At 36.8% G+C, this 22,948-nt stretch carries 21 protein-coding genes, 3 pseudogenes and 1 riboswitch; of the genes and pseudogenes, 12 read left to right on the top strand and 12 right to left on the bottom strand.

The window, feature by feature from the left end; all coding sequences use genetic code 11:
• Window positions 1-19 precede the first annotated feature (19 nt).
• The 4 genes and pseudogenes from AC3WVZ_RS22785 to AC3WVZ_RS22770 all read left to right on the top strand — a co-directional run bounded on the left by AC3WVZ_RS22785 (window position 20) and on the right by AC3WVZ_RS22770 (window position 3,014).
• Window positions 20-337 (top strand): EF2685/EF0750 family sortase-dependent surface protein, encoded by a 318-nt coding sequence (locus AC3WVZ_RS22785; protein WP_025710008.1) that lies wholly within the window; start codon window positions 20-22, stop codon window positions 335-337.
• A 36-nt stretch (window positions 338-373) separates the two neighbouring features.
• A pseudogene (locus tag AC3WVZ_RS22780) lies at window positions 374-1,101 on the top strand (WxL domain-containing protein).
• Window positions 1,102-1,162: 61 nt separating this feature from the next.
• Window positions 1,163-1,888 (top strand): WxL domain-containing protein, encoded by a 726-nt coding sequence (locus tag AC3WVZ_RS22775; RefSeq protein ID WP_000761535.1) that lies wholly within the window; start codon window positions 1,163-1,165, stop codon window positions 1,886-1,888.
• 109 nt (window positions 1,889-1,997) lie between these two features.
• Entirely contained in the window at window positions 1,998-3,014 is a 1,017-nt protein-coding gene (locus AC3WVZ_RS22770; protein ID WP_000239421.1) for a WxLIP family cell surface protein, read from the top strand.
• A 139-nt stretch (window positions 3,015-3,153) separates the two neighbouring features.
• Here AC3WVZ_RS22770 and AC3WVZ_RS22765 read toward each other — a convergent pair whose 3' ends face one another.
• Both AC3WVZ_RS22765 and AC3WVZ_RS22760 read right to left on the bottom strand, forming a co-directional pair.
• Entirely contained in the window at window positions 3,154-4,215 is a 1,062-nt protein-coding gene (locus AC3WVZ_RS22765; RefSeq protein WP_233935441.1) for a collagen-like protein, read from the bottom strand.
• A 142-nt stretch (window positions 4,216-4,357) separates the two neighbouring features.
• A pseudogene (locus tag AC3WVZ_RS22760) lies at window positions 4,358-5,279 on the bottom strand (Nif3-like dinuclear metal center hexameric protein).
• Window positions 5,280-5,653: 374 nt separating this feature from the next.
• Here AC3WVZ_RS22760 and AC3WVZ_RS22755 point away from each other — a divergent pair.
• A complete protein-coding gene (locus tag AC3WVZ_RS22755) occupies window positions 5,654-5,977 on the top strand; it encodes an iron-sulfur cluster biosynthesis family protein (RefSeq protein WP_000289570.1) in 324 nt (107 codons plus the stop codon).
• Between the two features lie 202 nt (window positions 5,978-6,179).
• Window positions 6,180-7,085, top strand: a complete 906-nt coding sequence (locus tag AC3WVZ_RS22750) for a DMT family transporter (protein ID WP_233935439.1) — start codon at window positions 6,180-6,182, stop codon at window positions 7,083-7,085.
• A 28-nt stretch (window positions 7,086-7,113) separates the two neighbouring features.
• Here the strand turns inward: AC3WVZ_RS22750 and AC3WVZ_RS22745 are convergent, their stop codons facing one another.
• Window positions 7,114-7,335: a hypothetical protein gene (locus tag AC3WVZ_RS22745; RefSeq protein WP_000639042.1), complete on the bottom strand. Its 222-nt coding sequence runs from the start codon at window positions 7,333-7,335 to the stop codon at window positions 7,114-7,116.
• A 255-nt stretch (window positions 7,336-7,590) separates the two neighbouring features.
• On the opposite strand from AC3WVZ_RS22745, the gene AC3WVZ_RS22740 reads away from it, so the two are divergent.
• On the top strand, window positions 7,591-7,974 hold the full coding sequence (locus AC3WVZ_RS22740) for an ATP synthase subunit I (protein ID WP_000624922.1): 384 nt from the start codon (window positions 7,591-7,593) through the stop codon (window positions 7,972-7,974).
• Between the two features lie 320 nt (window positions 7,975-8,294).
• Here the strand turns inward: AC3WVZ_RS22740 and AC3WVZ_RS22735 are convergent.
• Both AC3WVZ_RS22735 and pckA read right to left on the bottom strand, forming a co-directional pair.
• Window positions 8,295-9,664: pseudogene (locus tag AC3WVZ_RS22735) on the bottom strand (IS1182-like element ISBth7 family transposase); the annotation flags it as partial.
• Between the two features lie 250 nt (window positions 9,665-9,914).
• Window positions 9,915-11,501: a phosphoenolpyruvate carboxykinase (ATP) gene (pckA, locus tag AC3WVZ_RS22730; RefSeq protein WP_000108802.1), complete on the bottom strand. Its 1,587-nt coding sequence runs from the start codon at window positions 11,499-11,501 to the stop codon at window positions 9,915-9,917.
• Between the two features lie 228 nt (window positions 11,502-11,729).
• Window positions 11,730-11,851, top strand: a riboswitch (SAM riboswitch).
• Window positions 11,852-12,020: 169 nt separating this feature from the next.
• On the opposite strand from pckA, the gene metK reads away from it, so the two are divergent.
• Window positions 12,021-13,220, top strand: coding sequence for a methionine adenosyltransferase (gene metK / locus AC3WVZ_RS22725; RefSeq protein WP_233935437.1), 1,200 nt, complete (start codon window positions 12,021-12,023; stop codon window positions 13,218-13,220).
• 41 nt (window positions 13,221-13,261) lie between these two features.
• Here metK and AC3WVZ_RS22720 read toward each other — a convergent pair whose 3' ends face one another.
• Together AC3WVZ_RS22720 and AC3WVZ_RS22715 are read right to left on the bottom strand one after the other, a co-directional pair.
• On the bottom strand, window positions 13,262-13,786 hold the full coding sequence (locus AC3WVZ_RS22720) for a GNAT family N-acetyltransferase (protein WP_000464126.1): 525 nt from the start codon (window positions 13,784-13,786) through the stop codon (window positions 13,262-13,264).
• A 71-nt stretch (window positions 13,787-13,857) separates the two neighbouring features.
• A complete protein-coding gene (locus AC3WVZ_RS22715; RefSeq protein WP_000424805.1) occupies window positions 13,858-14,037 on the bottom strand; it encodes a hypothetical protein in 180 nt (59 codons plus the stop codon).
• Window positions 14,038-14,273: 236 nt separating this feature from the next.
• On the opposite strand from AC3WVZ_RS22715, the gene AC3WVZ_RS22710 reads away from it, so the two are divergent.
• Window positions 14,274-14,783: a MogA/MoaB family molybdenum cofactor biosynthesis protein gene (locus AC3WVZ_RS22710; RefSeq protein ID WP_000117124.1), complete on the top strand. Its 510-nt coding sequence runs from the start codon at window positions 14,274-14,276 to the stop codon at window positions 14,781-14,783.
• Window positions 14,780-15,382, top strand: coding sequence for a molybdenum cofactor guanylyltransferase (locus tag AC3WVZ_RS22705; protein ID WP_000049593.1), 603 nt, complete (start codon window positions 14,780-14,782; stop codon window positions 15,380-15,382). The genes AC3WVZ_RS22710 and AC3WVZ_RS22705 overlap by 4 nt, the downstream gene beginning before the upstream one ends.
• Window positions 15,383-15,662: 280 nt before the next feature.
• Here AC3WVZ_RS22705 and AC3WVZ_RS22700 read toward each other — a convergent pair whose 3' ends face one another.
• From AC3WVZ_RS22700 to AC3WVZ_RS22690, 3 genes are all read right to left on the bottom strand, one after another.
• Entirely contained in the window at window positions 15,663-16,805 is a 1,143-nt protein-coding gene (locus tag AC3WVZ_RS22700; RefSeq protein ID WP_001261642.1) for a glycosyltransferase family 4 protein, read from the bottom strand.
• A gap of 12 nt (window positions 16,806-16,817) precedes the next feature.
• Window positions 16,818-17,351: a phosphatase PAP2 family protein gene (locus tag AC3WVZ_RS22695; protein ID WP_000868582.1), complete on the bottom strand. Its 534-nt coding sequence runs from the start codon at window positions 17,349-17,351 to the stop codon at window positions 16,818-16,820.
• A gap of 143 nt (window positions 17,352-17,494) precedes the next feature.
• On the bottom strand, window positions 17,495-18,007 hold the full coding sequence (locus AC3WVZ_RS22690; RefSeq protein WP_000640188.1) for a gamma carbonic anhydrase: 513 nt from the start codon (window positions 18,005-18,007) through the stop codon (window positions 17,495-17,497).
• Between the two features lie 74 nt (window positions 18,008-18,081).
• On the opposite strand from AC3WVZ_RS22690, the gene AC3WVZ_RS22685 reads away from it, so the two are divergent.
• Entirely contained in the window at window positions 18,082-18,885 is an 804-nt protein-coding gene (locus AC3WVZ_RS22685) for an alpha/beta hydrolase (protein WP_000267421.1), read from the top strand.
• A 40-nt stretch (window positions 18,886-18,925) separates the two neighbouring features.
• Window positions 18,926-19,990, top strand: a complete 1,065-nt coding sequence (locus tag AC3WVZ_RS22680) for a tetraprenyl-beta-curcumene synthase family protein (RefSeq protein WP_001102461.1) — start codon at window positions 18,926-18,928, stop codon at window positions 19,988-19,990.
• Between the two features lie 37 nt (window positions 19,991-20,027).
• Here the strand turns inward: AC3WVZ_RS22680 and AC3WVZ_RS22675 are convergent, their stop codons facing one another.
• A complete protein-coding gene (locus tag AC3WVZ_RS22675; protein ID WP_233936594.1) occupies window positions 20,028-21,302 on the bottom strand; it encodes a PepSY-associated TM helix domain-containing protein in 1,275 nt (424 codons plus the stop codon).
• Window positions 21,303-21,441: 139 nt separating this feature from the next.
• Window positions 21,442-22,845, bottom strand: a complete 1,404-nt coding sequence (tnpC, locus tag AC3WVZ_RS22670) for an IS66 family transposase (RefSeq protein WP_233935435.1) — start codon at window positions 22,843-22,845, stop codon at window positions 21,442-21,444.
• Between the last annotated feature and the right edge of the window lie 103 nt (window positions 22,846-22,948).

Raw genomic sequence — 22,948 nt, 5'->3', positions numbered from 1 at the left:
TTTTAGAAAGGAGAGAGTAATGAAAAAAATAGTTGGTATTATCGTTTCCACATTTATATGTGTGCCGTTTCTTATGGCAAATGTAGTAACGGCTACAAGTGCGAATTCAAAAGCAGGTATTACATTTTCGAATAGCTATACACCAAATACATCAACTGATCCGACAAAGATAAATCCAAAAAAAGAGACAGTTGATAAAAATAAAAATGGAGATAAATATTTACCGAAAACAGGAGGCCAGACACGGGACTTCAAACAATATATAGGATTGTTTTCTATTGTTTTATCTCTATATGTATTCAAAAGAATTAGGGGAAAGCAAGTGTATTCAAAATAAAAAATAGATGAAAACAGAGAAAAGGGGAAGGTACATATGAAACTAGCAAAATTAGCATTAATTGGTGCAGTATCATTAACATCAGTTGCAGCAGTAGGAACCTCAGCATTTGCGGAAGAAAAAGCAAATATGAAATCTAAAACAGATGTAATGTTTATTGAAGATACAAGCATAACAGATCCAAATAATCCAGAAAATCCAAATGAAAAAGTTACACCAGAGAACCCTGGTGACCATGAAAAAGGAACAAAAGGTCCATTAAGTATTAACTACGTTTCTAACTTACACTTCGGCGAGCAAGTTATCTCTGGTAATAATCAAACGTACTTTGCAAAATTGGACAAAGTGAAACAAGGGAGCAAAACAGTTGAAGTACCTAACTTCGTATCTGTAACAGATAACCGTGGTACAAATGCAGGATGGAAATTGAAAGTAAAGCAAAATGCACAATTTAAAAGTGGTAATAGTGAGTTAACAAATGCAGCTTTAAGCTTAAGTAACCCAGCTGTAAATTCTGTAACTGATGCACAATATGCACCTACCACATTTAAAAATAAAGTAACGTTAGCTCCAGGTGGAGATGCGGTGGAAATTGCTACTGCCGCAAAGAATAAAGGTATGGGTGATTGGACACTGCATTCGGTAAAGGAGCAGAACAAGGTAAACAGAGTGTGAGCTTATTCGTACCAGGTACGACAGCAAAAGAAAAAGGTGCGAAATATTCAGCTGAGCTAACTTGGACTTTAGAAGATACACCAAACTAAGGTTGTGTAAGATTGAAAATTAAGAATAAATGAATTTTAAAAAATAAAGGAGTATAAAACTATGAAACTAGCAAAATTAGCATTAATTGGAGCGGTAACATTATCATCAGTATCAGTAGGGACGTCTGCATTTGCAGCTGAGAAAGATGGCGGGAAATTAGATTCAAAAGCATTCATTAAATTCGAGAAAAATACAGATAAAATTGATGTTGTTAATCCAGAGAATCCAGATGAAACTGTAGATCCAGTTGATCCAGATAAAAAAGGTACAGATGGTCCACTAAGTATTGATTATGTATCTAACTTCAACTTTAAAACACAAAAAGCATCAGGGAATAACGAAATCTATTTTGCAGAATTAGATAAAGTAAAGAAAAAAGTAGACGGTTCTGTAATTGACGTGCCAAACTACGTTCAAGTAACAGATAACCGTGGTACAAATGCAGGATGGCATTTAACAGTAAAACAAAATGGTCAATTCAAAACTGCAGATGATAAAGCGTTGGATGGCGCGGCATTAACATTAAAAAATTCAGCTTTGAAATCAAATGCAGGTAGCGACGCACCAACAGCAGAGCAATCTATCACATTAAATCCAAGTGGTGCAGCATCTGATTTAATCGATGCAAAAGAAAACCAAGGTATGGGTACGTGGGTAAATACGTTCGGTAAAGATGCAACAGAAGCGAAACAAAGCGTAGAGTTATCTGTACCAGGTAAAACGAAAAAAGAACAAACACAATACACAACTTCACTAACTTGGGAGCTAACAGACGCTCCTATGTAGGTAAGAGGAATTTTAAGATAAAAGAGGAAAATGAGAAGAGATAAGGGAATGGCTTTAACCTTATCTCTTTCTTGTCTATAAAATGGATATGAAGGGGACTACATAAGAGATGGTAAAAAAACTATTTACTAGCTTACTATTAATTACATTCTTCATGATAAACGCTTTTTCAGTATATGCAGCTGAAATGAAATTTGCTGTGACAGCAGTTATACCAGAAAATCAAATTGATAAAAATCAAACGTACTTTGATTTGAAAATGCAACCTGGACAAAAGCAAACAATTCAAGTCCAAATGAAAAATGATACGAATAAAGAAGTTGTGGTAGAATCGTTTGCTAATACAGCAATTACGAATAGCAATGGTATTACAGATTATAGTACAGTAGAACCAAAAACGGATTCTACTTTGAAATATCCGTTTTCTAAAATTGCTAAAATGCCAAAAGAAACGAAAGTCCCAGCTAACAGCATAGTGACAGTTGATATAAACTTGGAAATGCCAAGTGAGTCGTTTGATGGTGTTATTCTAGGTGGTTTATACTTTAAAGAAAAAGAAGATGAGAATGCAAAGAAAAAAGATGAAGGTGTGCAAATTGAAAATAAATATGCATACGCAATTGGTGTTGTTTTAAAAGAAACAGATGCTGAAGTAAAACCAGACATGAAATTAAACGAAGTAAAGCCAACACAAATTAACGGGCGTAACGTCGTTACTGCAAATTTACAAAACGTAAAGCCAGCAATGTTAAAAAATTTAAGTGTTGATGCAAAGATATATAAAGAAAAAGGTACGGACGTTTTATTTGAAGCGAAAAAAGAAAATTTAAGAATGGCGCCAAACTCAAACTTTGATTACGCTATTAGCTGGGAAAACAAAGCATTTGATCCAGGAACGTACCGAGTAGAAGTGAAAGCTACTGATGGCGATCAAAAATGGGAATGGACGAAAAAATTTACAATTGAAGGCAAGACAGCTGATAAGTTAAATGATACAGCGGTAGAAGCGAAAAAAGACTACACACTATATTACATTATCGGCGGAGTACTACTGTTAATTATATTATTAGTTCTTGTGTTCTTCTTAGGTAGACGTTCTAAAAAAGAGGACGATAACGAAAAATAATATATTGATAGTGTAAAAAGAAAATAATGGATGTTTTACTATGAAAAATATATAATGGCTTTGTCTGTTATTTGTTGTAGTTCATTTATATTTCTATTTGTTGACCCGAATTTCGGGTCTTTTTTTATGAAATGAATTGCTATATATCGGTAATTAGAAAAATAGAATATACAGCACTTGCAGTAATTCCAGGGGTAATATAAAGGGATATAGCATCTCCTCTTGCAACTGGGTTTCCAGTTGTAATACTAGTCCAAGTTACAGTAGCGGGACCTACTGCCGGAGTAGGATTAAATACTTGAATTTGTCCTGCTCCGCTATCCGTTGGTTTAATGGAAAATACCATAGTTCCGGTAATTTTGTCAGTAGTAGTTAAGGTAATAGTAGATAGGATGTAGCTAGAAGAAGGGGGTGTGAGGTTTGTTGGGACATTTCTGCAAATATTAATCGTATAAATAGCAGCAGGTAAATTATTTATATTTATAGACGCAGAAAAGCCGACAATACTACCGGCTCCAGCAGTGACATATGGAATAACATTGGAGTCAATTCCAGGAGAACCCGCTATACGTTGAAAACCAGCATTTGTTCCTTGAAAAACAATACTTTTTGCTGAAGCACTATCGGCAGATCCCGTAGGTCCAGTAATGCCCGTAGGTCCAGTGTTCCCCGTAGGCCCAGTGATGCCGGTAGGCCCGGTACTACCGGTAGGTCCACTTTCTACTAATACGATATAATCTGGAGATATATTAGGAAACCCTTGAGGTGCATCTTTTTTTACAACATAGCCACTGCCCGTATAAGTGACAACTTGTCCTTTTTTATAGTTGGGAGCCGCTGCTAGACTAAAGGTGGTAGTACTTTGGAAACCAGCTCCGGAAGGTCCAGCATTACCCGTAGTTCCGGTGTTCCCCATGGGTCCGGTGTTCCCCGTGGGTCCAGTGTTCCCCGTGGGTCCAGTGTTCCCCGTGGGTCCGGTGTTCCCCGTAGTTCCGGTGTTCCCCGTAGTTCCGGTGTTCCCCGTAGTTCCGGTGTTCCCCGTGGGTCCGGTGTTCCCCGTGGGTCCAGTGTTCCCCGTGGGTCCAGTGTTCCCCGTGGGTCCAGTGTTCCCCGTAGTTCCGGTGTTCCCCGTGGGTCCAGTATTTCCGTTAGAACCGCTGTTGCGTCTGCCATCGCAACTAAAAAAATTACGTGGGTACATATATGTTCTCCTTTCTATATTTTCAAAATCTAGTTTTTAAAATAGAACTAATATATATATATTATGAATTCTATAATTTTGTGTGGCAGATCGTCTTTTGTGTCTAGATTTCAAAAGATAGCGGGAGGAGAATTAAGTAGTGTTAGAGCCACCATTTTTCCTGAGGAAGTAAAATAACATCCACATCAAAATTCTCTTTAAACCAATCATACATCAATGTCTCTTTCACTAAATATTCAGAGGCAGAGTGTGACACACCAATTAGAGACATATTCGTTTCTTTTACATAATCCATAATGAGCGAGTATTTATGTCTGCCGTAATCATTATCGATATGGCAATGGATTTCTCCTGTAATATATGCTTCAGCACCTTTTTCTTCTGCTTCCTTCATTAAAGATACGACATCGCCACATCCAGCGATAATTGCGATTTTTTTGATGGAATCATGTCGTTTACCTTCGAAGTCTGTGTAAGGAATCTGGAAGAGTTGTTTTAGATGTTTTTGGAGTGCTTCTGTTGATGTTTCATCTATTTCACAAATAAGGCCAACTGGTTCTTGTTCTGGACCTCCATATGCAAAGTCGTCCACTACAGTAGCGTTTAATGCTTTTGCAATTGAAATACTCGTTCCATGTGTTTGATGAAAATCCATTGGTACGTGACATGTATATTATAGAAAGTTGTTTTTCTTTTATTCCTTGCAAATATTTTTCAGGAATTGGTAAGAAACCGCGGCCTGATCTTCCAAGCGGATCACCGCACTCCATTACAAGGGGATGATGCATAAAGAGTAAATCACCGGGTGTGGATTGTGAAATGAATGTTTCAAGAACGTCATCTGTAGGGAATACAGCTAAAAATACTTTGTTTACATTTTCAGATCCGTGCATCATAAGGCCGTTAAATAAATCTACAAAATTTGCTTCGAAAAATTGTTGCCAAGGAAATTTGATAGGATCATATACGGCTGGGATAAATCGACTAAAGGCACTATCTTTTCCGTATTTTTCAATTTGGAATAAGTGATCGAGTGATTGCTCTATTTTTTTTAAGGCTGGCATGTTTGATAATCCTCCTTAAGATGATTCTTGCTTTATGAGTTGTTTGTATTCTTCGTAGCAAAATAAGAAGCGGATAGGAAACAAATAAAACCTAGAATCCAGCTAATAGAAGGAGAATAGGGAAGTACATGCTGTAATAGCATTCCGCTAGAAATGAAGAAACTACTAAATACACCTAATAACATGGGATATCGTTGTAGTTTGAACACAGATAGTAAACATCCTTTCTCCTGCATGAACTACTCATAAAAGCTCGATTGCTGAAACTTTATCACATACATTGTATATTAGTCTTAATTTTCTGTATATAACTTTTAAGAAAAATGGTGATACAATATATGAATGATAAGAGAAGAGAGGATGAAGATTAACATATGTACGTTACTGTAACAGAAGCAGCATATAAAAAGATTATGGATACGATTCCAAGTGAAGCGAAATATATAAAGTTATTTTATGATAATGAAGGTTGCGGTTGTGTTATGAGCGGAATCATCGATTTAGTAGCTGTAGCAGAGAAAGATGAGCGCGATGTGGATATTGAATCAAGCACAATGAATTTTATCGCTGATCGTACAAAGCTTGTATTTATGGACGATAAGTTAACGGTTGATTGGCATGAAGGTGGAGGAACTTTTCAGTTGAAGAGCCCAAGCCAGTTTTATAATCCAAATATGAAATTACACGTTCGAGTATAGTAAAGGTGAGTCCAAAATGTATTTTGGACTCACTTTTTTTATTTTATAAGTTGATATATTGAAAAAATCGCTGATATAAATGGAGTTGCACCGATATAATTTCATTTACCAAAACGTTTCATATAATAAAAAGATTTTTCACATAATGAAATGTACATGTGATTGAATTTTCTGTATAATCTTCTTTGCGGAGGGGATACGCATGAGAAGATGGGGAATTGAGTTATTAATTTTAAGTGTTGTTATTATTTGGGGGATTAACTATACAATTGCGAAGTATGGACTTTTAGAATTTACAGCAATTGAGTTTACTGCACTTCGTATGATGGCGGCGGCACCGCTTCTGTTACTCCTTACCTTTTGTATTGAAAAGTCGGTTTATATGGAGCGAACGGATATACCTAGATTAATTATCGTTAGCGTTGTAGGTATTGTACTGTATCAAACGTTATTTATGGAAACTGTCAAATATACATCCGCTACAAATGCCTCTTTACTCATTTCTATTTCACCTATTTTTACAACTGCATTTGCGATTTTCTTGAAACAAGAAAAGTTTTCTTCTCGAAAGTTAATCGGTTCTATGACTGCCTTTGTTGGTGTAGCCTTAGTTTTAGTAGCAGGACATTCACTTACTAGTTCTTTTTATGGCAATGGAATTGGACTTATTACATCAATATGCTGGGGGCTTTATCCTGTTTTAGCAGGACCATTAATTAAAAAATATTCAGCATTACGTGTTACTGCATGGTCTGCATTAGTGGGTGCGATTCCGCTATTATTGTTAAGTGGTCCACATGTGTTTGTCATGCCATTTCACATTACTCACGGAATGACACTATTTGCTTTACTATATTCTATTTTCTTTGTAACAGTATTTGGTCTAGTAATGTGGTATGTTGGTGTTCAAAAAATTGGGGCGTCACATACGATGGTATATATGTATATAACGCCGCTTGTAGCGGTTCTATTTGCAGCTGTCTGGGCAAATGAATATGTATCGTTTCAACAAATCATCGGTGGAATTATCATTTTTGTCGGTCTATGGTTTGTGAAATCGGAGAAAGTAAAAGTTCATTCTATTGCAGAGGAACCTATATCAAAATAGGAAAACAGATCACCTATGATCTGCTTTCCTATTTTTTTATTTTTGGTAAGAAGATGAGAAACAAGATAGCAGTAATAAGTGGAATTAAGTTTAAAAATGGAATACGGAAGAGTGTAATAAGAATAATACCTGGAAGAAGAACACCGAGGACAGCGTAAAAAATGCTATGATTTTTCGTGTACCAATACAATGAAAGTCCAATAAGTGCAGGGATAATGAGGTGAATGAGAGCCATTAAAAAATAAATCATTAGACGCCCCCTTTATTTGTGTGCTTATTACATCATATCCGTATGTTCATAGATTGATATCATTTTTTTCATAAATGGACGAAAAAAGTTTGAAAAACCGTCACAAAATATGAGAATATGATGTTTGAAATCTTGTATAATATTATTTTCTAAAAACATTTAAACAACATAAACATACTGTTTATGTTGTTTTTAATTTGAATTTGAAAGAAATTTTTTGTTGGATAGATAAGAACGAATGAAGAGAGGTACAGCATGATTAGTATGTCACTAAGATCATTTAAAATTCAATCGTATTATATACTAGGTATTCTTTTACTAGGCTGGATGATAACACCGTTTTCAGCACATTTTTTAGGTGCAGGAATTGGACTTATCGTAAGTATGTATTGCGTTTGGCTTTTAGGGAGAAGAATTGAGAAGCTTGGAGATAGTATCGTAAAGAAAACGAAAGCACCGACGCTTGGTATGTTTAATCGTTTTGCGGCTGCTATTTTGGGCGCTATTATTATGTACGAAATTGAGCACCATATGGTGATGTGGGCATTTGCAGTAGGGATTATGGGCGGTTATTTTTTAATCGTTGTGAACTTAGGTTACTATAGCATGAAAGATGAGAAAGAACTAACAAAGAGCTAAAGAGATAAAAGACTTCTTTTTAGATGGAATAGATGATCCAGTCACGAATAGAAGCGGTCAGGGCCTTTTTTAGCCCCATACGATGTGAAACCCGAGAGATGTAGTGAGTAGGGATATAATGTATATATTCGAAGCTGTAATTTTATAATCTAGGTCACAGATGAAGAGATTAGCGTTTCACTTTATATAAGATATAGAAAGAAGCTTACGTTTTCACGTAAGCTTCTTCAGAGTGTTGGGAAACCCTTTAGGGTTCCCAACACTCTGGAATCTTTTTTGATTTTAGCGAATAAAAACAACATAAAATAATAGAATTTTAAAAAATAGCCCTCCACCTGACCCTTTTTGGTCAGGTGGAGGGCTATTTTTTTCATGTTTTGACAAGCTGCGGTGAGATAAGCTTGCATTTGGACAGACTTCAGCCCTCGAAACCGGGCATAGCGGTAGCCATGTAGTTCTTTGGCGTCTGCAAAGCTTCGCTCTATAGTGGAACAGCGTACTTTATACAACCTTTTCCCTGTAGCTGTTAGCTTGTTTTTTCTAGCAATATCCTTATATTTCTCCCACACATGATGAGTGATAACTTTTTGTTTTTGTTTCTTTGAAAAGCACACCTCACGTAACGGACAAACAGCGCAGTCTTCTGGATTCGATTTGTATTGACGGTATCCTTCACGATCAGTTGTTACATATTCTAGAATACATCCCATCGGACAAGCGAAAACATTCATTTCTTCTACATATTTAAATTGGCTTTTCGGTACTTCTTTATTCCGTTTTCCAAATCGGCGATACCCCATCACCATAAATATATTCCGTTCTGATAGTTTCTTACAGATATATCCTGTAAAATAGCCAGCATCAAGGGCAACAGCTTCTACTTTGAAGTCGAATTTATCAATCTGAGCTTGGAGGCGTGCTAAATACGGCTCGGAATCTGCCATATTTCCAGCCGTTACATAGGTATCTGTAATAATATTGTACTTCGCATCAGTCGTACGATGATCCAAGAAATGAAAACCATTTGGTTTTCCATCTCTCATTAAAAATCCACTATCTGGATCCGTTGTACTTATACGAGTTTTTTTGGTAGGGGTATCACTTTCCTTTCTAGGTTTTAATTCTTTTTTCCATGTACCTCACGATCTTCGATTACCGCAGCTTCTAGCTCGTCTATATAAAACTTTGCTTTTTCTTTTTTATATTTATGTACAAATTTATTTTTATTGGCATTGGCCTTAATATGTGTAGAATCTGTCATCAGTGCACGTCCTCCTACCATCCGGTGCTCCGTCGCTTGTCTCACAATCTCATCAAAAATTTCTTCGAAAATATTTGTATGAATAAAACGAGTACGACGATTCCAACTGATTGTAGAGTGATCCGGAATAGTATCCGATAGAGAAAACCCTAAAAACCAACGGTAGGCAATATTCGTTTTAATTTCCTTTTCCAATTGACGCTCAGAACGAATACCGTAAAAATATCCAATAAACATCATCTTAAATAAAACAATAGGATGAATGGACGGGCGTCCATTGTTTTCACAGTAATAAGGGCGTAACTTCTCTTCAATAAAATCAAAACTAATTGTCGCTTCAATTGCACGAAGGAAATGTTCTTGTGGAACCAACTCTTCTACAGAAACAGATACACGCTCATCACGATGATTTTTTAAAGCACCCATCATAAAAAATCTCTCCTTTTCCTCTTTTTTATCAGTGTTGACACATAAAAAGAGGTTCAGACACAAAAACAGGCTGTGGAGAAGACTTTCTCCACAGCCTGAAGAAGCTTACGTTTTCACGTAAGCTTCTTTTTTATGTAAGTGTGTGTAACCGTTAAGCCGCATTGGGTTTTGTCGGTGAGTACGCGAAACTTTACGGTTACACGACACTTATTCATATGAGTAAAGGGTTATTCCAACAGAAAGTTTTAATTTAAGCGATTGGACCGCCTAAGTTAATAATGTCTTCAGATACGCTGTCGAACTTTTTGAAGTTAGCTTTGAATTCATTTGCAAGTTCGATTGCTTTTGCTTTGTAAGCAGCTTTATCAGCCCAAGTTTGTTCAGGCATTAACACTTCGTCAGGTACACCTGGTACGTGAAGTGGAACTTCAAGACCGAAGATGTCATGTTTAGCTGTTTCAGTTTTCGCAAGTTCACCGTTTAATGCTGCTTGAATCATTGCACGAGTGTAACCTAAGTTCATACGTTTACCAACGCCGTATTCGCCACCAGTCCAGCCAGTGTTTACTAAGAATACTTTCGCATCGTGTTTCTCGATTTTTTCACCAAGCATTTCAGCATAGCGAGATGCATCAAGTGGTAAGAATGGTGAACCGAAGCAAGTTGAGAATGTTGCTTGCGGAGATGTAACGCCGCGCTCTGTTCCTGCTAGTTTACTAGTGTAACCACTTAAGAAATGATACATAGCTTGCTCTTTTGATAACTTACTGATTGGAGGCAATACGCCAGATGCATCAGCAGTTAAGAAAATAATTGTATTTGGGTGTCCAGCAACACTTGGCAGTACGATATTGTCGATCGCATGCATAGGGTATGCAGCACGAGTATTTTCTGTTAAAGTAGTATCGTTGTAGTCGGCGATACGTGTTTGGTCATTAATGATAACGTTTTCTAAAACAGATCCAAATGTGATTGCATCGAAAATTTGTGGTTCTTTCTCGTGAGAAAGGTTTACACATTTCGCGTAGCAACCGCCTTCAATATTGAATACACCGTTATCAGACCAACCGTGCTCATCATCACCGATTAGTTTACGGTTTGGATCAGCAGATAATGTTGTTTTACCTGTTCCAGATAAACCGAAGAATAGTGCTACGTCGCCTTCTTCACCTACGTTTGCAGAGCAATGCATAGAAAGAATATCTTGTTCAGGTAATAAGAAGTTCATAATAGAGAAGATTGATTTTTTCATTTCTCCAGCGTATTCTGTACCACCAATTAGTACGATACGTTTTTCGAATGAAACCATAATGAATGCTTCAGAGTTTGTACCGTCAACAGCTGGATCAGCTTTGAAATTCGGTGCAGAAACAATTGTGAACTCTGATTCATGAGTTGTTAATTCTTCTTCAGTTGGACGAATGAATAATTGATGTACAAATAAATTGTGCCATGCATATTCGTTAATAACTTGAATTGGTAGGCGGTAATTGCGGTCAGCGCCTGCAAATCCTTTGAAGACGAATAACTCTTCTTTTTCTTTTAAGTATTCTAAAACTTTAGTATATAATTTATTAAAATGTTCTTCAGAAATCGGTTGGTTCACAGCTCCCCAAGCAATTTTGTCAGCAACCGATGCTTCTTTCACAATAAATTTATCTTTAGGAGAACGTCCTGTATATTTTCCAGTTGAAGCAGAAACGGCACCAGTCGAAGTTAATTTCCCTTCATTTCGCATTAATACTTTTTCCACTAATTGCGGAACACTTAGTTGAATCTGTGCATTGCTTCCGTTCAATAATTCGTGTAAACCAATTTGGACATTCACAGTACTCATATTTATATACCATCCTTTTCATTTAATGAAATATTTCTCGTAATCCCCAACAAGAGTATAACACAATTATATAAATAATGTATACTATTTATTTCTTTTTGTTTGTGTGAATGCATTATTTCCCTATTAATATTTCATTTCAGGCGTATTGAGAAAAACTTTCAGGAAAATGTGAATATTAATTGACAAATGAATATCATTTCTTTAGTATAGGTTGGGACGGATACTCTCTTATCCCGAGCTGGCGGAGGGACAGGCCCGATGAAGCCCAGCAACCTCACTTGTAGTGGTAAATACAGGTGAATAGGTGCTAAAACCTGTGCGAGGCTACAGGTCTCGAACGATAAGAGCGAAGGGCAAAAAGCAGTATGCAAGTAGCAAATTAAACCTTTCCTCTATGTAAAGTAGGAAAGGTTTTTCTGTATGCTTGTGTGGGAGAATAAATGTATGTCGCAGTTTGTGGCAAATTAAGGATGAGTTCCGTACAATATATACAATTACTGTAGGGAGGTTTACCACATGACAAAAAAACGTCATCTGTTCACATCTGAGTCTGTAACTGAAGGACATCCAGATAAAATTTGTGACCAAATTTCTGATTCAATTTTAGATGCGATCTTATCAAAAGACGCAAATGCACGTGTAGCTTGTGAAACAACTGTAACAACTGGTTTAGTATTGGTAGCGGGGGAAATTACGACTTCTACTTACGTAGATATTCCAAAAATCGTTCGTGAAACAATTCAAGGCATTGGTTACACACGCGCAAAATACGGATTCGATGCAGAAACTTGTGCAGTTTTAACATCTATCGATGAGCAATCTGCTGACATCGCTATGGGTGTTGACCAAGCGCTAGAAGCACGCGAAGGTCAAATGACTGACGCTGAGATTGAGGCAATTGGTGCAGGAGACCAAGGTTTAATGTTTGGTTTCGCATGTAATGAAACACAAGAGTTAATGCCACTTCCAATCTCGCTTGCTCACAAATTAGCTCGCCGTTTAACTGAAGTACGTAAAGATGATACATTATCATACTTACGTCCGGATGGAAAAACGCAAGTTACAGTTGAGTATGATGAAAATGGTAAACCAGTACGTGTTGATACTATCGTAATTTCTACACAACATCACCCAGATGTTACATGGGAAGAAATCGATCGCGACTTAAAAGAGCACGTAATTAAAGCTGTAGTACCAGCAGAATTAATGGATGGAGAAACGAAATTCTTCATTAACCCAACTGGCCGCTTCGTAATTGGTGGACCACAAGGTGATGCTGGTTTAACAGGACGTAAAATCATCGTTGATACTTACGGTGGATACGCTCGCCACGGTGGCGGTGCATTCTCTGGTAAAGATGCAACGAAAGTTGACCGTTCTGCAGCATATGCAGCTCGTTATGTTGCGAAAAACATCGTAGCAGCTGGTTTTGCTGAAAAAGCAGAAGTACAACTTGCATACGCAATCGGTGTAGCACAACCAGTATCAATTTCAGTTGATACATTCGGCACTGGTAAAGTATCTGAAGACGTACTAGTAGAGCTAGTTCGTAACAACTTCGATCTTCGCCCAGCTGGTATTATTAAAATGCTAGACTTACGTCGCCCAATTTACAAACAAACAGCAGCTTACGGCCACTTTGGACGTACTGATGTAGATCTATCATGGGAACGTACAGACAAAGCAGCAGCTTTAAAAGAGCAAGCTGGTCTATAATATATGAAAAAAAGCTTTGCGCGGTGAGCGCAAAGCTTTTTTTATTTATAATTACGTTGGAATAAAGCGAAGAGTTCAATGTCATGCCAATTGCCATTGCGGAATATAGCTTCTTTACAAGTTCCTTCATGTTGAAAACCGAGTGATTTATATAATTTAATTGCTCTATCGTTAAAAGAAAATACTCGTAAAGAAAGGCGATGTAAATTTAATTCTAAAAATGCATAATCCAATAATAAGGTGAAAGCTTCCTTCCCATAACCTTGCCCCCAGTAATCCTTGTTACCAATATCAATAATACATTCAGCGTTTCGATTATACGAATCAATATGAATTAAAGAAGTAATACCAATTGAAAGATGCGTAGATTTTTCTTCAATGATATAGCTCTTAGAGTCCGAAGAATGAATAAATTGCTGGCAAAGTTTTTCTGTGTCTTGAAGGGAATATTTATCAAGAGTGAGAGTAGTTGAACTCATAACGTCTATATCATTATGCCATTTATAATATGTTAGAATATCATCTTCGGAAAACTTTCGTAACTGGATACGGTTTGATTCAAACAATGTAAGTCCTCCTTTTGTATTTCCTTTTCACATGATTTACAAAGGATTGATTTCTTCTGGAACATATGTAATCAACCTTTCATTTGACGTGCTTTACCTGCGCAAAATGCACTGCTTAGTAAAAATAGCGTTGCGAATATAATACTTACTAATGTAGCGTATGGAATTGCGCCTTTTAGAGAAAAACCGACAGTGATGGAAGCGACGAATAAGAGGATGAATGTTGTTGTTAATTTTTTGTATAGTTCCATAATAGGTAGACCTCCGATTTATTTTTTAGTACAAGTTTTAAAATTGAATTCTATTATGTAGAAAATATAAAGAGTAGCTAAAGATGTGTAGTCTAGGAGTATAAGAAAGGGCACTTTCCTTTTTGTGGGTTAGTATACTTATATTGTATCATGGCGCATTATTGGCTTCATACATAATTGTGTAAAGATATGTATGATAAAATGAAGAAAAGTTTTTAAGAAAGGAAAGATAAAAAATGAGTGTAACTGAACATAAAAAACAAGCTCCAAAAGAAGTGCGTTGCAAGATTGTTACGATTTCCGATACACGTACGGAAGAAACAGATAAGAGCGGACAACTATTACATGAATTGTTAAAAGAAGCGGGACATAAAGTAACTTCTTATGAAATTGTAAAAGATGATAAAGAAAGTATTCAGCAAGCAGTGTTAGCTGGTTATCATAAGGAAGATGTAGATGTTGTATTAACAAATGGCGGTACTGGTATTACGAAACGCGATGTCACAATTGAAGCAGTATCAGCGTTATTAGATAAAGAAATTGTTGGATTTGGTGAGCTGTTCCGTATGATTAGTTATTTAGAAGATATCGGAAGCAGCGCAATGTTAAGTAGAGCGATTGGTGGTACAATTGGGCGCAAAGTAGTCTTCTCGATGCCAGGGTCTAGCGGAGCGGTTCGCCTTGCGATGAATAAATTAATTTTACCGGAATTAGGTCATATTACATTTGAGCTGCATCGCCAATGAGTAAGTATGCTGGAATTGTATTAGCAGGTGGTATGTCGAGTAGATTCGGTGAGCCGAAAGCGTTAGCAATTTGGAAGGAAACTACTTTTGTTGAGCATATTGTGAAAGTGATGGGAAATACTTTGCAAGACATTGTAGTAATTAGCCATACTGATATAAAAGAGCGAGTAGAGCAATTCGTACAAGTACCTGTTATAGAAGACATTCCGCACTATAAAGGGAATGGACCGCTGGCCGGCATTGTATCAGGAATGGAATACATAGAAGCAGATTGGTACGCTATTATGCCTTGCGATGCACCAAACGTGTCGCATGAATGGTTTACCATTTTACTAGAGCAAACGAACAATGAATATGATGCGGTTGTACCTATTATTAATGGAAGAAAACAACCGCTACTTGCGGCGTATCATAACCGCGTGAAAGAAAAGATTTATGCTTTACTTCAGGAAGAAAAAAGAAGTATGGGGCAGCTTTTATCACAATGTAATGTGAAGTATGTTTCTGGAGAAGATGTACAAGCGAATGCGGATTGGTTTATAAATGTAAATACGAAAGAAGAATATGTGCAGGCTCAAAAAGACCTTTCAAATGAATGAAAGGTTTTTTTGATATACAGAATTGGGGAACAATTGCTGTATAAAGGTATGTGAGTGAGTTGATTTTAAGGGGAATTCTTAAAATCATTATACAGTTAAAACACTGTATAACCATATATTAATTTTTATGGGTTTTTATTACAAGTCTGTTTAGTTATGTTTATTTTTGATATAATTAATATAGAAATAAAACAATGCTTAACCTTATGTATCATTTATTAAACTAAAATTTATGACCATGTAATAAACTCCCTTCGTTTTTTGAAGGGAGTTTTTCTATTTAAGCAAGCAACTCTGATGCGTTATGCTGAAGGACTTCTTCATATTGGTTAAGCAAGCCACGAAAGACCTCATCCCAGCTCTTTGATTTCGCAAAAGAGGAAGATTCTATTCCCATCTGCTCAAGTTTTTCTTCATTTTGTAATAAAAAATAAATGGATGATAGAAATGCATCTTCATTTTTAGGCGGACAAAGAACTCCCGTTTTTCCATCTGTAATAATATTTTTAACCCCGCCACTATTTGCACCAATAACAGGTGTACCGCATGCGAGTGATTCAAGTACGACATTTCCGAATGTTTCAGTAGCTGATGGAAACACCATTATGTTAGAACAAGCATATGCTTCAGCTAAATCCCCGCCTTGTAAATAGCCAGTAAAAGTGATATTTGTTTTCGGAACAGCTTCACGTAAACTTGTTGCTAGAGGACCGTCTCCTGCGATGAGCCAATGAATATCGTTTCGAGTATGTGCTGTTTTAACGATAAGATGTTGCAGCGTATCAATATCTTTTTCAGGAGCAATTCGTCCAACATAGGAAAGGACATACTTCGCTGTAATATTATATTTTTTTCGGAATAGGTCTGTATTGTAAGCTGGATGAAAGAGTGTGCAATCTACACCACGTCCCCATATAGAGAGGGTCTGAAAGCCTTTATTTTTTAATTGATGTAATGTTTCAAAGGAAGGTACAAAATTTTTTTGCATATGACTATGAAACCATTTTAAATAGTTCCAAAGCATATTGGAGAGGAATTCGATTTTGTAATAACGTAAATAGGCATCGAAATCAGTATGATAAGAACCGACAACTGGGATGTTTAACTTTTTTGCATAATACAATCCACAAAGTCCCATGTTGAAAGGTGTGGCAATGTGAATAATGTCAGGTTTAAAGGAAAGTAGTTCCCGTTTAATACGCGGAGTAGGAAAAGAAAAACGACATTCTGGATATAATATTGTTAACGGGATACTTCTCATCTTATTCACATTCGCTACAAAATTATCTTCAGCTGTATGCTGAGGGGCGAAAACAGAATAGGCGATCTGTTCTTTCTGAAAATATCGTGTTAATCGCTCTAACGTTTTCGCAACCCCGTTAACTTGTGGCGTAAAAGTATCGGTAAAAATGGCGACTCTCATCATATCACTCCTTTATGTGAAAAGTGGGATGAATTGATAAAAAGAGATGATGCCAGAGCAAGTGCCAAGGCACATACCGACGAATACATCTGACGGATAGTGAAGTCCTAAATAAATACGTGAAATACCGACGCATAATGCTAACGGTAATAGGAAAGCAAGTAAGCTTGGATTATAGCAAATAAATGGAATGAAGACAGAGAAAACGGCTGTTGTATGACCAGACGGGAAAGAGTGGTCTTTTAATGGATGGACTGGATATTTTGCATCCTGAATTGTTAAATAAGGACGTTTTCGTGGATACCATCTTTTTAATATTTGTACAGGAATATGGCTAATTGCTAAAGAAATAGCAGTTGCAATTGCTGCTTGATGTAAAGTACCTTTTGCAAAAATTAAAAAGAAAAGTGTGAGTGCGATGGAGAAAGTCGCGCCACCGATATGAGTAATATTGCTGAAAAAGATATTTAATGTTTTTTGATCAAAGTAGCGATTAATTCCTTTGAAAATGTAACATTCTATTTTATATAATCCACTGACCTTCATGAAAATTCTCCTCCCTCGTTTACATATATATGGAGATATTAGCTTTTATTTTAATAAGATTTTGTTGAGGGAGTAATAATGTTTTGTAAAGAAAAAGTTAGTTTTTATATAAAAAAAGCTGCCAATCTTATGGCAGCGGAAATTTACTTCTGTAATGATTTATAATATTGACCTTTTTCAACGTATTGCGTGCGAATACGCTCCATATCTTTACGGTCTTCTGCTGTTAATTCACGAATGACTTTCGCGGGACGACCGAAAGCTAACGTGTTTGGTGGAATTTTCTTTCCTTGTGAAACGAGGCTTCCAGCGCCGATAAAAGCTCCTTCGCCAATTTCAGCACCATCTAATATAATGGATCCCATTCCAATTAAAGCATCTTTTTTAATATGACAACTATGTAAAATAACTTGATGCCCAACTGTAACATCATCTTCTAAGATAAGAGGATACTGAGGGCTTTGGTGGAGTGTACATTGGTCTTGTACATTTACTCGGTCTCCAATGATCGTTGGTGACACATCACCACGGATGACTGTATTAAACCAAATACTTGATTCCTCGCCAACGTAAACATCGCCTGTAATCGTAACATAGTCAGCGATAAAAGCACTACTCGCAATTTTCGGTTTTTTTTCTTTGTAAGGATATATCATGTAAAGTCTTCCTTTCCTAGAGACTAGTTTTAGTGTATCAAATTATGAGAAAGAGTGAAATGGAGGAGAGCCGTATGTGGAATTATGAAGCGGAGGAAGCAAAGGCTGTCATTGTTATTGTGCACGGCGCAATGGAATATCACGGACGTTACGAAGCCGTTGCGGAAATGTGGAATCATATCGGCTACCACGTCGTGATGGGGGATCTTCCATCACATGGAACGACTTCAAGAAATAGAGGACATATTGATTCATTTGATGAATACATAGAGGAAGTTAAACTATGGGTGAAAGAAGCAAGAAAGTATAGGTTACCTATTTTTCTATTCGGTCATAGTATGGGTGGTCTTATTGTCATTCGTATGATGCAAGAAACGAAGAGAGAAGATGTAGAGGGTATTATTTTGAGTTCGCCTTGTTTAGGGGTAGTGACTGGACCCTCTGCTCCGCTTCAATTTGCTTCAAAAATATTAAATGTTGTGGCTCCAAAATTGCAATTTGCAACGAATCTTACGGTGGAAATGTCAACACGTAACCACGAAGTGAGAGATGCAATGGAGAATGATTCTTTGTTCTTGCGCAAAGTATCAGTACGTTGGTATAGTGAATTGATTAAGTCTATCGAAATTGCTCATAAAAAAATAGATGATTTTCCAGATGTTCCGCTCTTGCTAATGCAAGCTTGTGAGGATAAACTTGTAGATAAAACACGTGTCCGCACTTGGTTTGATAATGTTAAAATAAGTGATAAGGCTTTTAAAGAATGGCCGAATTGTTATCACGAGTTATTAAATGAGTATGAGCGTGATGAAATTTTGAGTTATATTCAGTCATTTACTGAAATGCATGTCAATAATATAGTAAAAACAAACAAATAAATCATTATTTGTACATTTAATAGAGGAGATGAAGGAAGAAGTGAACGTACCGAGTAATCCCATAACGCTCATGGCGAAAGTATACCGTGATGTGTTTCCGGTTGTACACCATGAGCTAGCGATGTGGAAAGAGCGTGCCTACCATATTCCGAATGATGAGCTTCATAGTCAGGCAATCGCAAGTATTGAGCATAAAACGTTTCATTGTGAGGGCGGTGGCATTTTAGCTCTGCTAGCAAATGAACACCGAGAAGAATGTATTCGTTTTATCGTAGCGTATCAAACGATCAGCGACTATTTAGATAATTTATGTGATCGCAGTACATCACTTGATCCAAATGATTTTGCCGCACTGCATGAATCGATGTTAATGGCATTATCACCTGAAGTAGAAGGTGGCGGTAATTATTATCGTTATCGTGATGATCAAGATGATGGTGGTTATTTAGATGAACTTGTTGAAACATGCCAAGATGTTTTAAAGAAAACGAAGCACTATGACAAAATTGCTCCTGTTCTTCATGAACTTGCTTGTTATTATTGTGATTTGCAAATTCATAAACACGTGAAATTAGAAGAAAGAGAGCCGCGCTTGAAAAATTGGTTTGAAGCACATAAAGAAAACTTACCTGAGATGAGTTGGTTTGAATTTTCAGCATGTGCCGGTTCTACACTTGGAATTTTCTGTCTTGTAGCATATGCATTTCATGATGAGTTACATGATGAAGATATTGCGAAAATTAGACAAGGGTACTTCCCTTACGTACAAGGACTTCATATTTTGCTTGATTATTTCATTGATCAAGAAGAAGACCGTATAGGCGGAGATTTGAATTTCTGTAGTTATTACGAAAACGAGCAAGCGATATTAGATCGGATGAAACACTTTGTAGAAGAAGCAGAGAAGAGCATTGGTGATTTGCCTCATGCGAAGTTTCATCGTCTCATAAGCCGAGGGTTACTTGGTATTTATTTATCAGATCAAAAAGTATCAGCACAAAAGAATATGCACAAAATGGCACGGCGCATTGTAAAGTACGGAGGCCTCACTTCACGATTCTTCTATTGGAACGGGAAGATGTACCGAAAGAAAACAGCGCAGTGATGAAGAAAACCACTCATGTAGAGTGGTTTTCTTTTCATTATGATCGTATTTTTGAAAATACATATATAAGAAGTTCAATCGCTAAAATAACTAAAACAGATAGTCCAAATAAAGGCATGACAGCGCCTAGTATTACCATCATGATAAAGAAAACGAATATACTTTTCTTATCTCTTTGTTTTGGAGGTGCTGCTAATTTTCCTTTCGGCTTTCTTGCTAACCACATTTTTATTCCGTAATAAATGAGAAGTAGTAGAGATAATGTCGTTAGTAAGCATAATATTTTATTTGGCCATCCGAATAAATGTCCTTCATGAAGCGGGATACCGTAAGTGAACCATTGTGCAAGTAATCCATAATCACGATAGTCCGTTTTTGAAATGAGCTCCCCGCTATATTGGTCAAAGTAAGCTGTTATCTCTTCATTTGGTGCAACATGCATACCTGTAATACCAGAACCGCTCGATTTCGAAACAGTGAATACACCTTTCGGATCAGCTGGTAGTGAAATAACATATGGCTTCTTTATTTCAATTCCTTTTTGTAATTCATCGACAGAAATTGCTTTCGGTTCATTTAAATTTGATTCAGGCGGAGCTTCTTTTCTTGTTGCCCACGGCAATTCTTTTACCTTTGATTCAGGTGGAGCCATGTACAATTTTGGATATCCGAGTGATTCATTTGACGATGCGATTTTATAAATTTGGTTCCCCATAAATCCTGACCATGGCAATCCAGATGCGACTAGCAGAAAGAGAGGAATTGTAAATATAATACCGATAATAGAATGACGTCTTTTTGCTTTTTCTCGCTTATTGGATGATGGTGTGTTTTTGAATTGTCGTATACTCATGTACAATCCGGTTACGATTAAAAAGATTGTCCAGCATGCCGCGAGTTCTACAGTATAGTTTACGACAGTGCCACCAACTAAAAGAGAACTATGTAATTCCCTCATTATATTAGCAAACGTTTCACTTGCGTTTTGATCCCCAACAATTTGATTATTACTATCTAAATACACATATTTTTGTTGCCCAGTATACTCATTTGCAATCGTAAGTCTCGTATTATAATCCCCATTAAACTCACTAATTTTCGCCACGCTATAATGTGGATATTTTTTCTCTGTTAAGGAAATAGAATCAGACATCGAAATAGATTCCGTTTGAGCGCTCTTCCCAAAATATAAATCTTTATAGATGAAATCCTCAACCTCTTCCCGAAATAAATACCCAATTCCGCTTAGTGACAATGTAATAAGAAGCGGCGTAATAAAAAGCCCAGCATAAAAATGCCAACGCCAAAAAATGTAATGAAGCGAACGATTTACTGTAACTACTCAGCTTCTTCAAATAAAAAAACAGGCCAAATACATGTTTCCGATTCGAAAACATGAAAAGAAAATACTCCAATCAGGGAAAGAATCTATGCCAAATAGAGAAATTCTCTTATGAAGTCGTGTTATTCCAAGGAACCGTTCTAGTTTCTATGACTTGGTTTATCGCTTGTAAGACCGATTGTTTTTGTTTTTTCATGGTACTCATAAAGCTTCGTATCTGACAAAAAGATTCTGCGCCTTTCTTACTTCGGAAAGTCCCAGACACTTTCTGTTTTACTTTCGTCATCCGAATATCCCGTTCTGCTTGATTGTTATCAAATGGAATGGCTGGATGTTCTAAAAACGCTAGAATTCTGTCAGAATACTTGACGAAGCGATTCCATAAATTTTGAGAAGGCGTCTGCTTTCCTTTCTTCTTTTGTTTCGTGGAAAGAATCTGTTGTTCTTTCAATATGGATTGATACATAATAAACAGATTCTTTTGCGTCGCTTTTGGCATGGTACCTTCGGATTGCTTTTTCATCGTCAACGCTTGCGTTAGAAATTTCTGCATCTGTTGTGCCCATTGTTCTCCAGTACTATCTATAATTCCTTGTAAATCTCGTAAGAGATGGGCATTACATAAAACGTGACGACAATCTGTATACGCATCATACGATTTCCAACCATCATGCATCGCAATTCCAGAAAAAGATGGCAAGATTTCTCCAGCATCCATTGCTTCTTTTCCACGTTTTTGATGAATATGTTGCAATGTCACCTCCGGTGTACTGGCAGTATGTAACCATTGTGTTTTGTTTTCTACACGCATACCAGTTTCATCAAAATGGACAACAGGAGACTGCAGAATCTTTTCCTTTACTTCTTTTATGAATGGCTGCAATTGAGAAGCGAAAGCCTGTGTATGATTTACCAGGGTTCCTTCGCTTATAGAATGTCCAAAACAATCCTGAAAGAATTCTTTTGTTCGCTTCAAAGAAATGCATTGATAATGCGTTAAATAGGGAATCAGTCTTTTTATATTTGGACCATATTGAACAGGACGAGATACTGTCGAAGGAAATTGGGCTTCTTGGATAGAATGGCAATGTGGGCATTCTTTCTGTTCTACTTTATGTTCTGTCACTTCGATCTGAATAGGTGGTAAGTCATACACTTGGCGAATGCGATACCCTTTTACAGGCTCGTGGTTCAAGGAAGTATGACAACAAGTACAATATGTAGGAGAATGTGTAATCGTATGATCTGGAGTCGCTGTCAAACCAAGAGTATGTCCCTTGTGGCCCAACTGGCCACCCGTTTGACGATGAGACGGTTTGCGCAAACTTTTTGTAACGGGCTTACCCAAACTATCTGTAGAAGGTGGCTTATGACTATTTTTGGAGTTTTTTTTTGAAGCATTTTCTAGTTCTTGTATACGTTTTTCTAACTTAGAAAATGTTTCTTCAAATAAAGAAATAACAGCTTCAGGTCCTTTTTTATATGTATCTAAAATAATTTTTCGATCGACCATAAGATTCACCTCCCCTGTTTGATATACTCAGTATTTACAAATGGGAGGCATATGAAACTAGTAAAATTTAAAAAAGACACCGAAAGGTGGCTGAGTAGTTACG

The organism is Bacillus sp. CPT56D-587-MTF (assembly GCF_058792335.1).
This window is presented reverse-complemented; position numbering and strand designations above follow the sequence as displayed.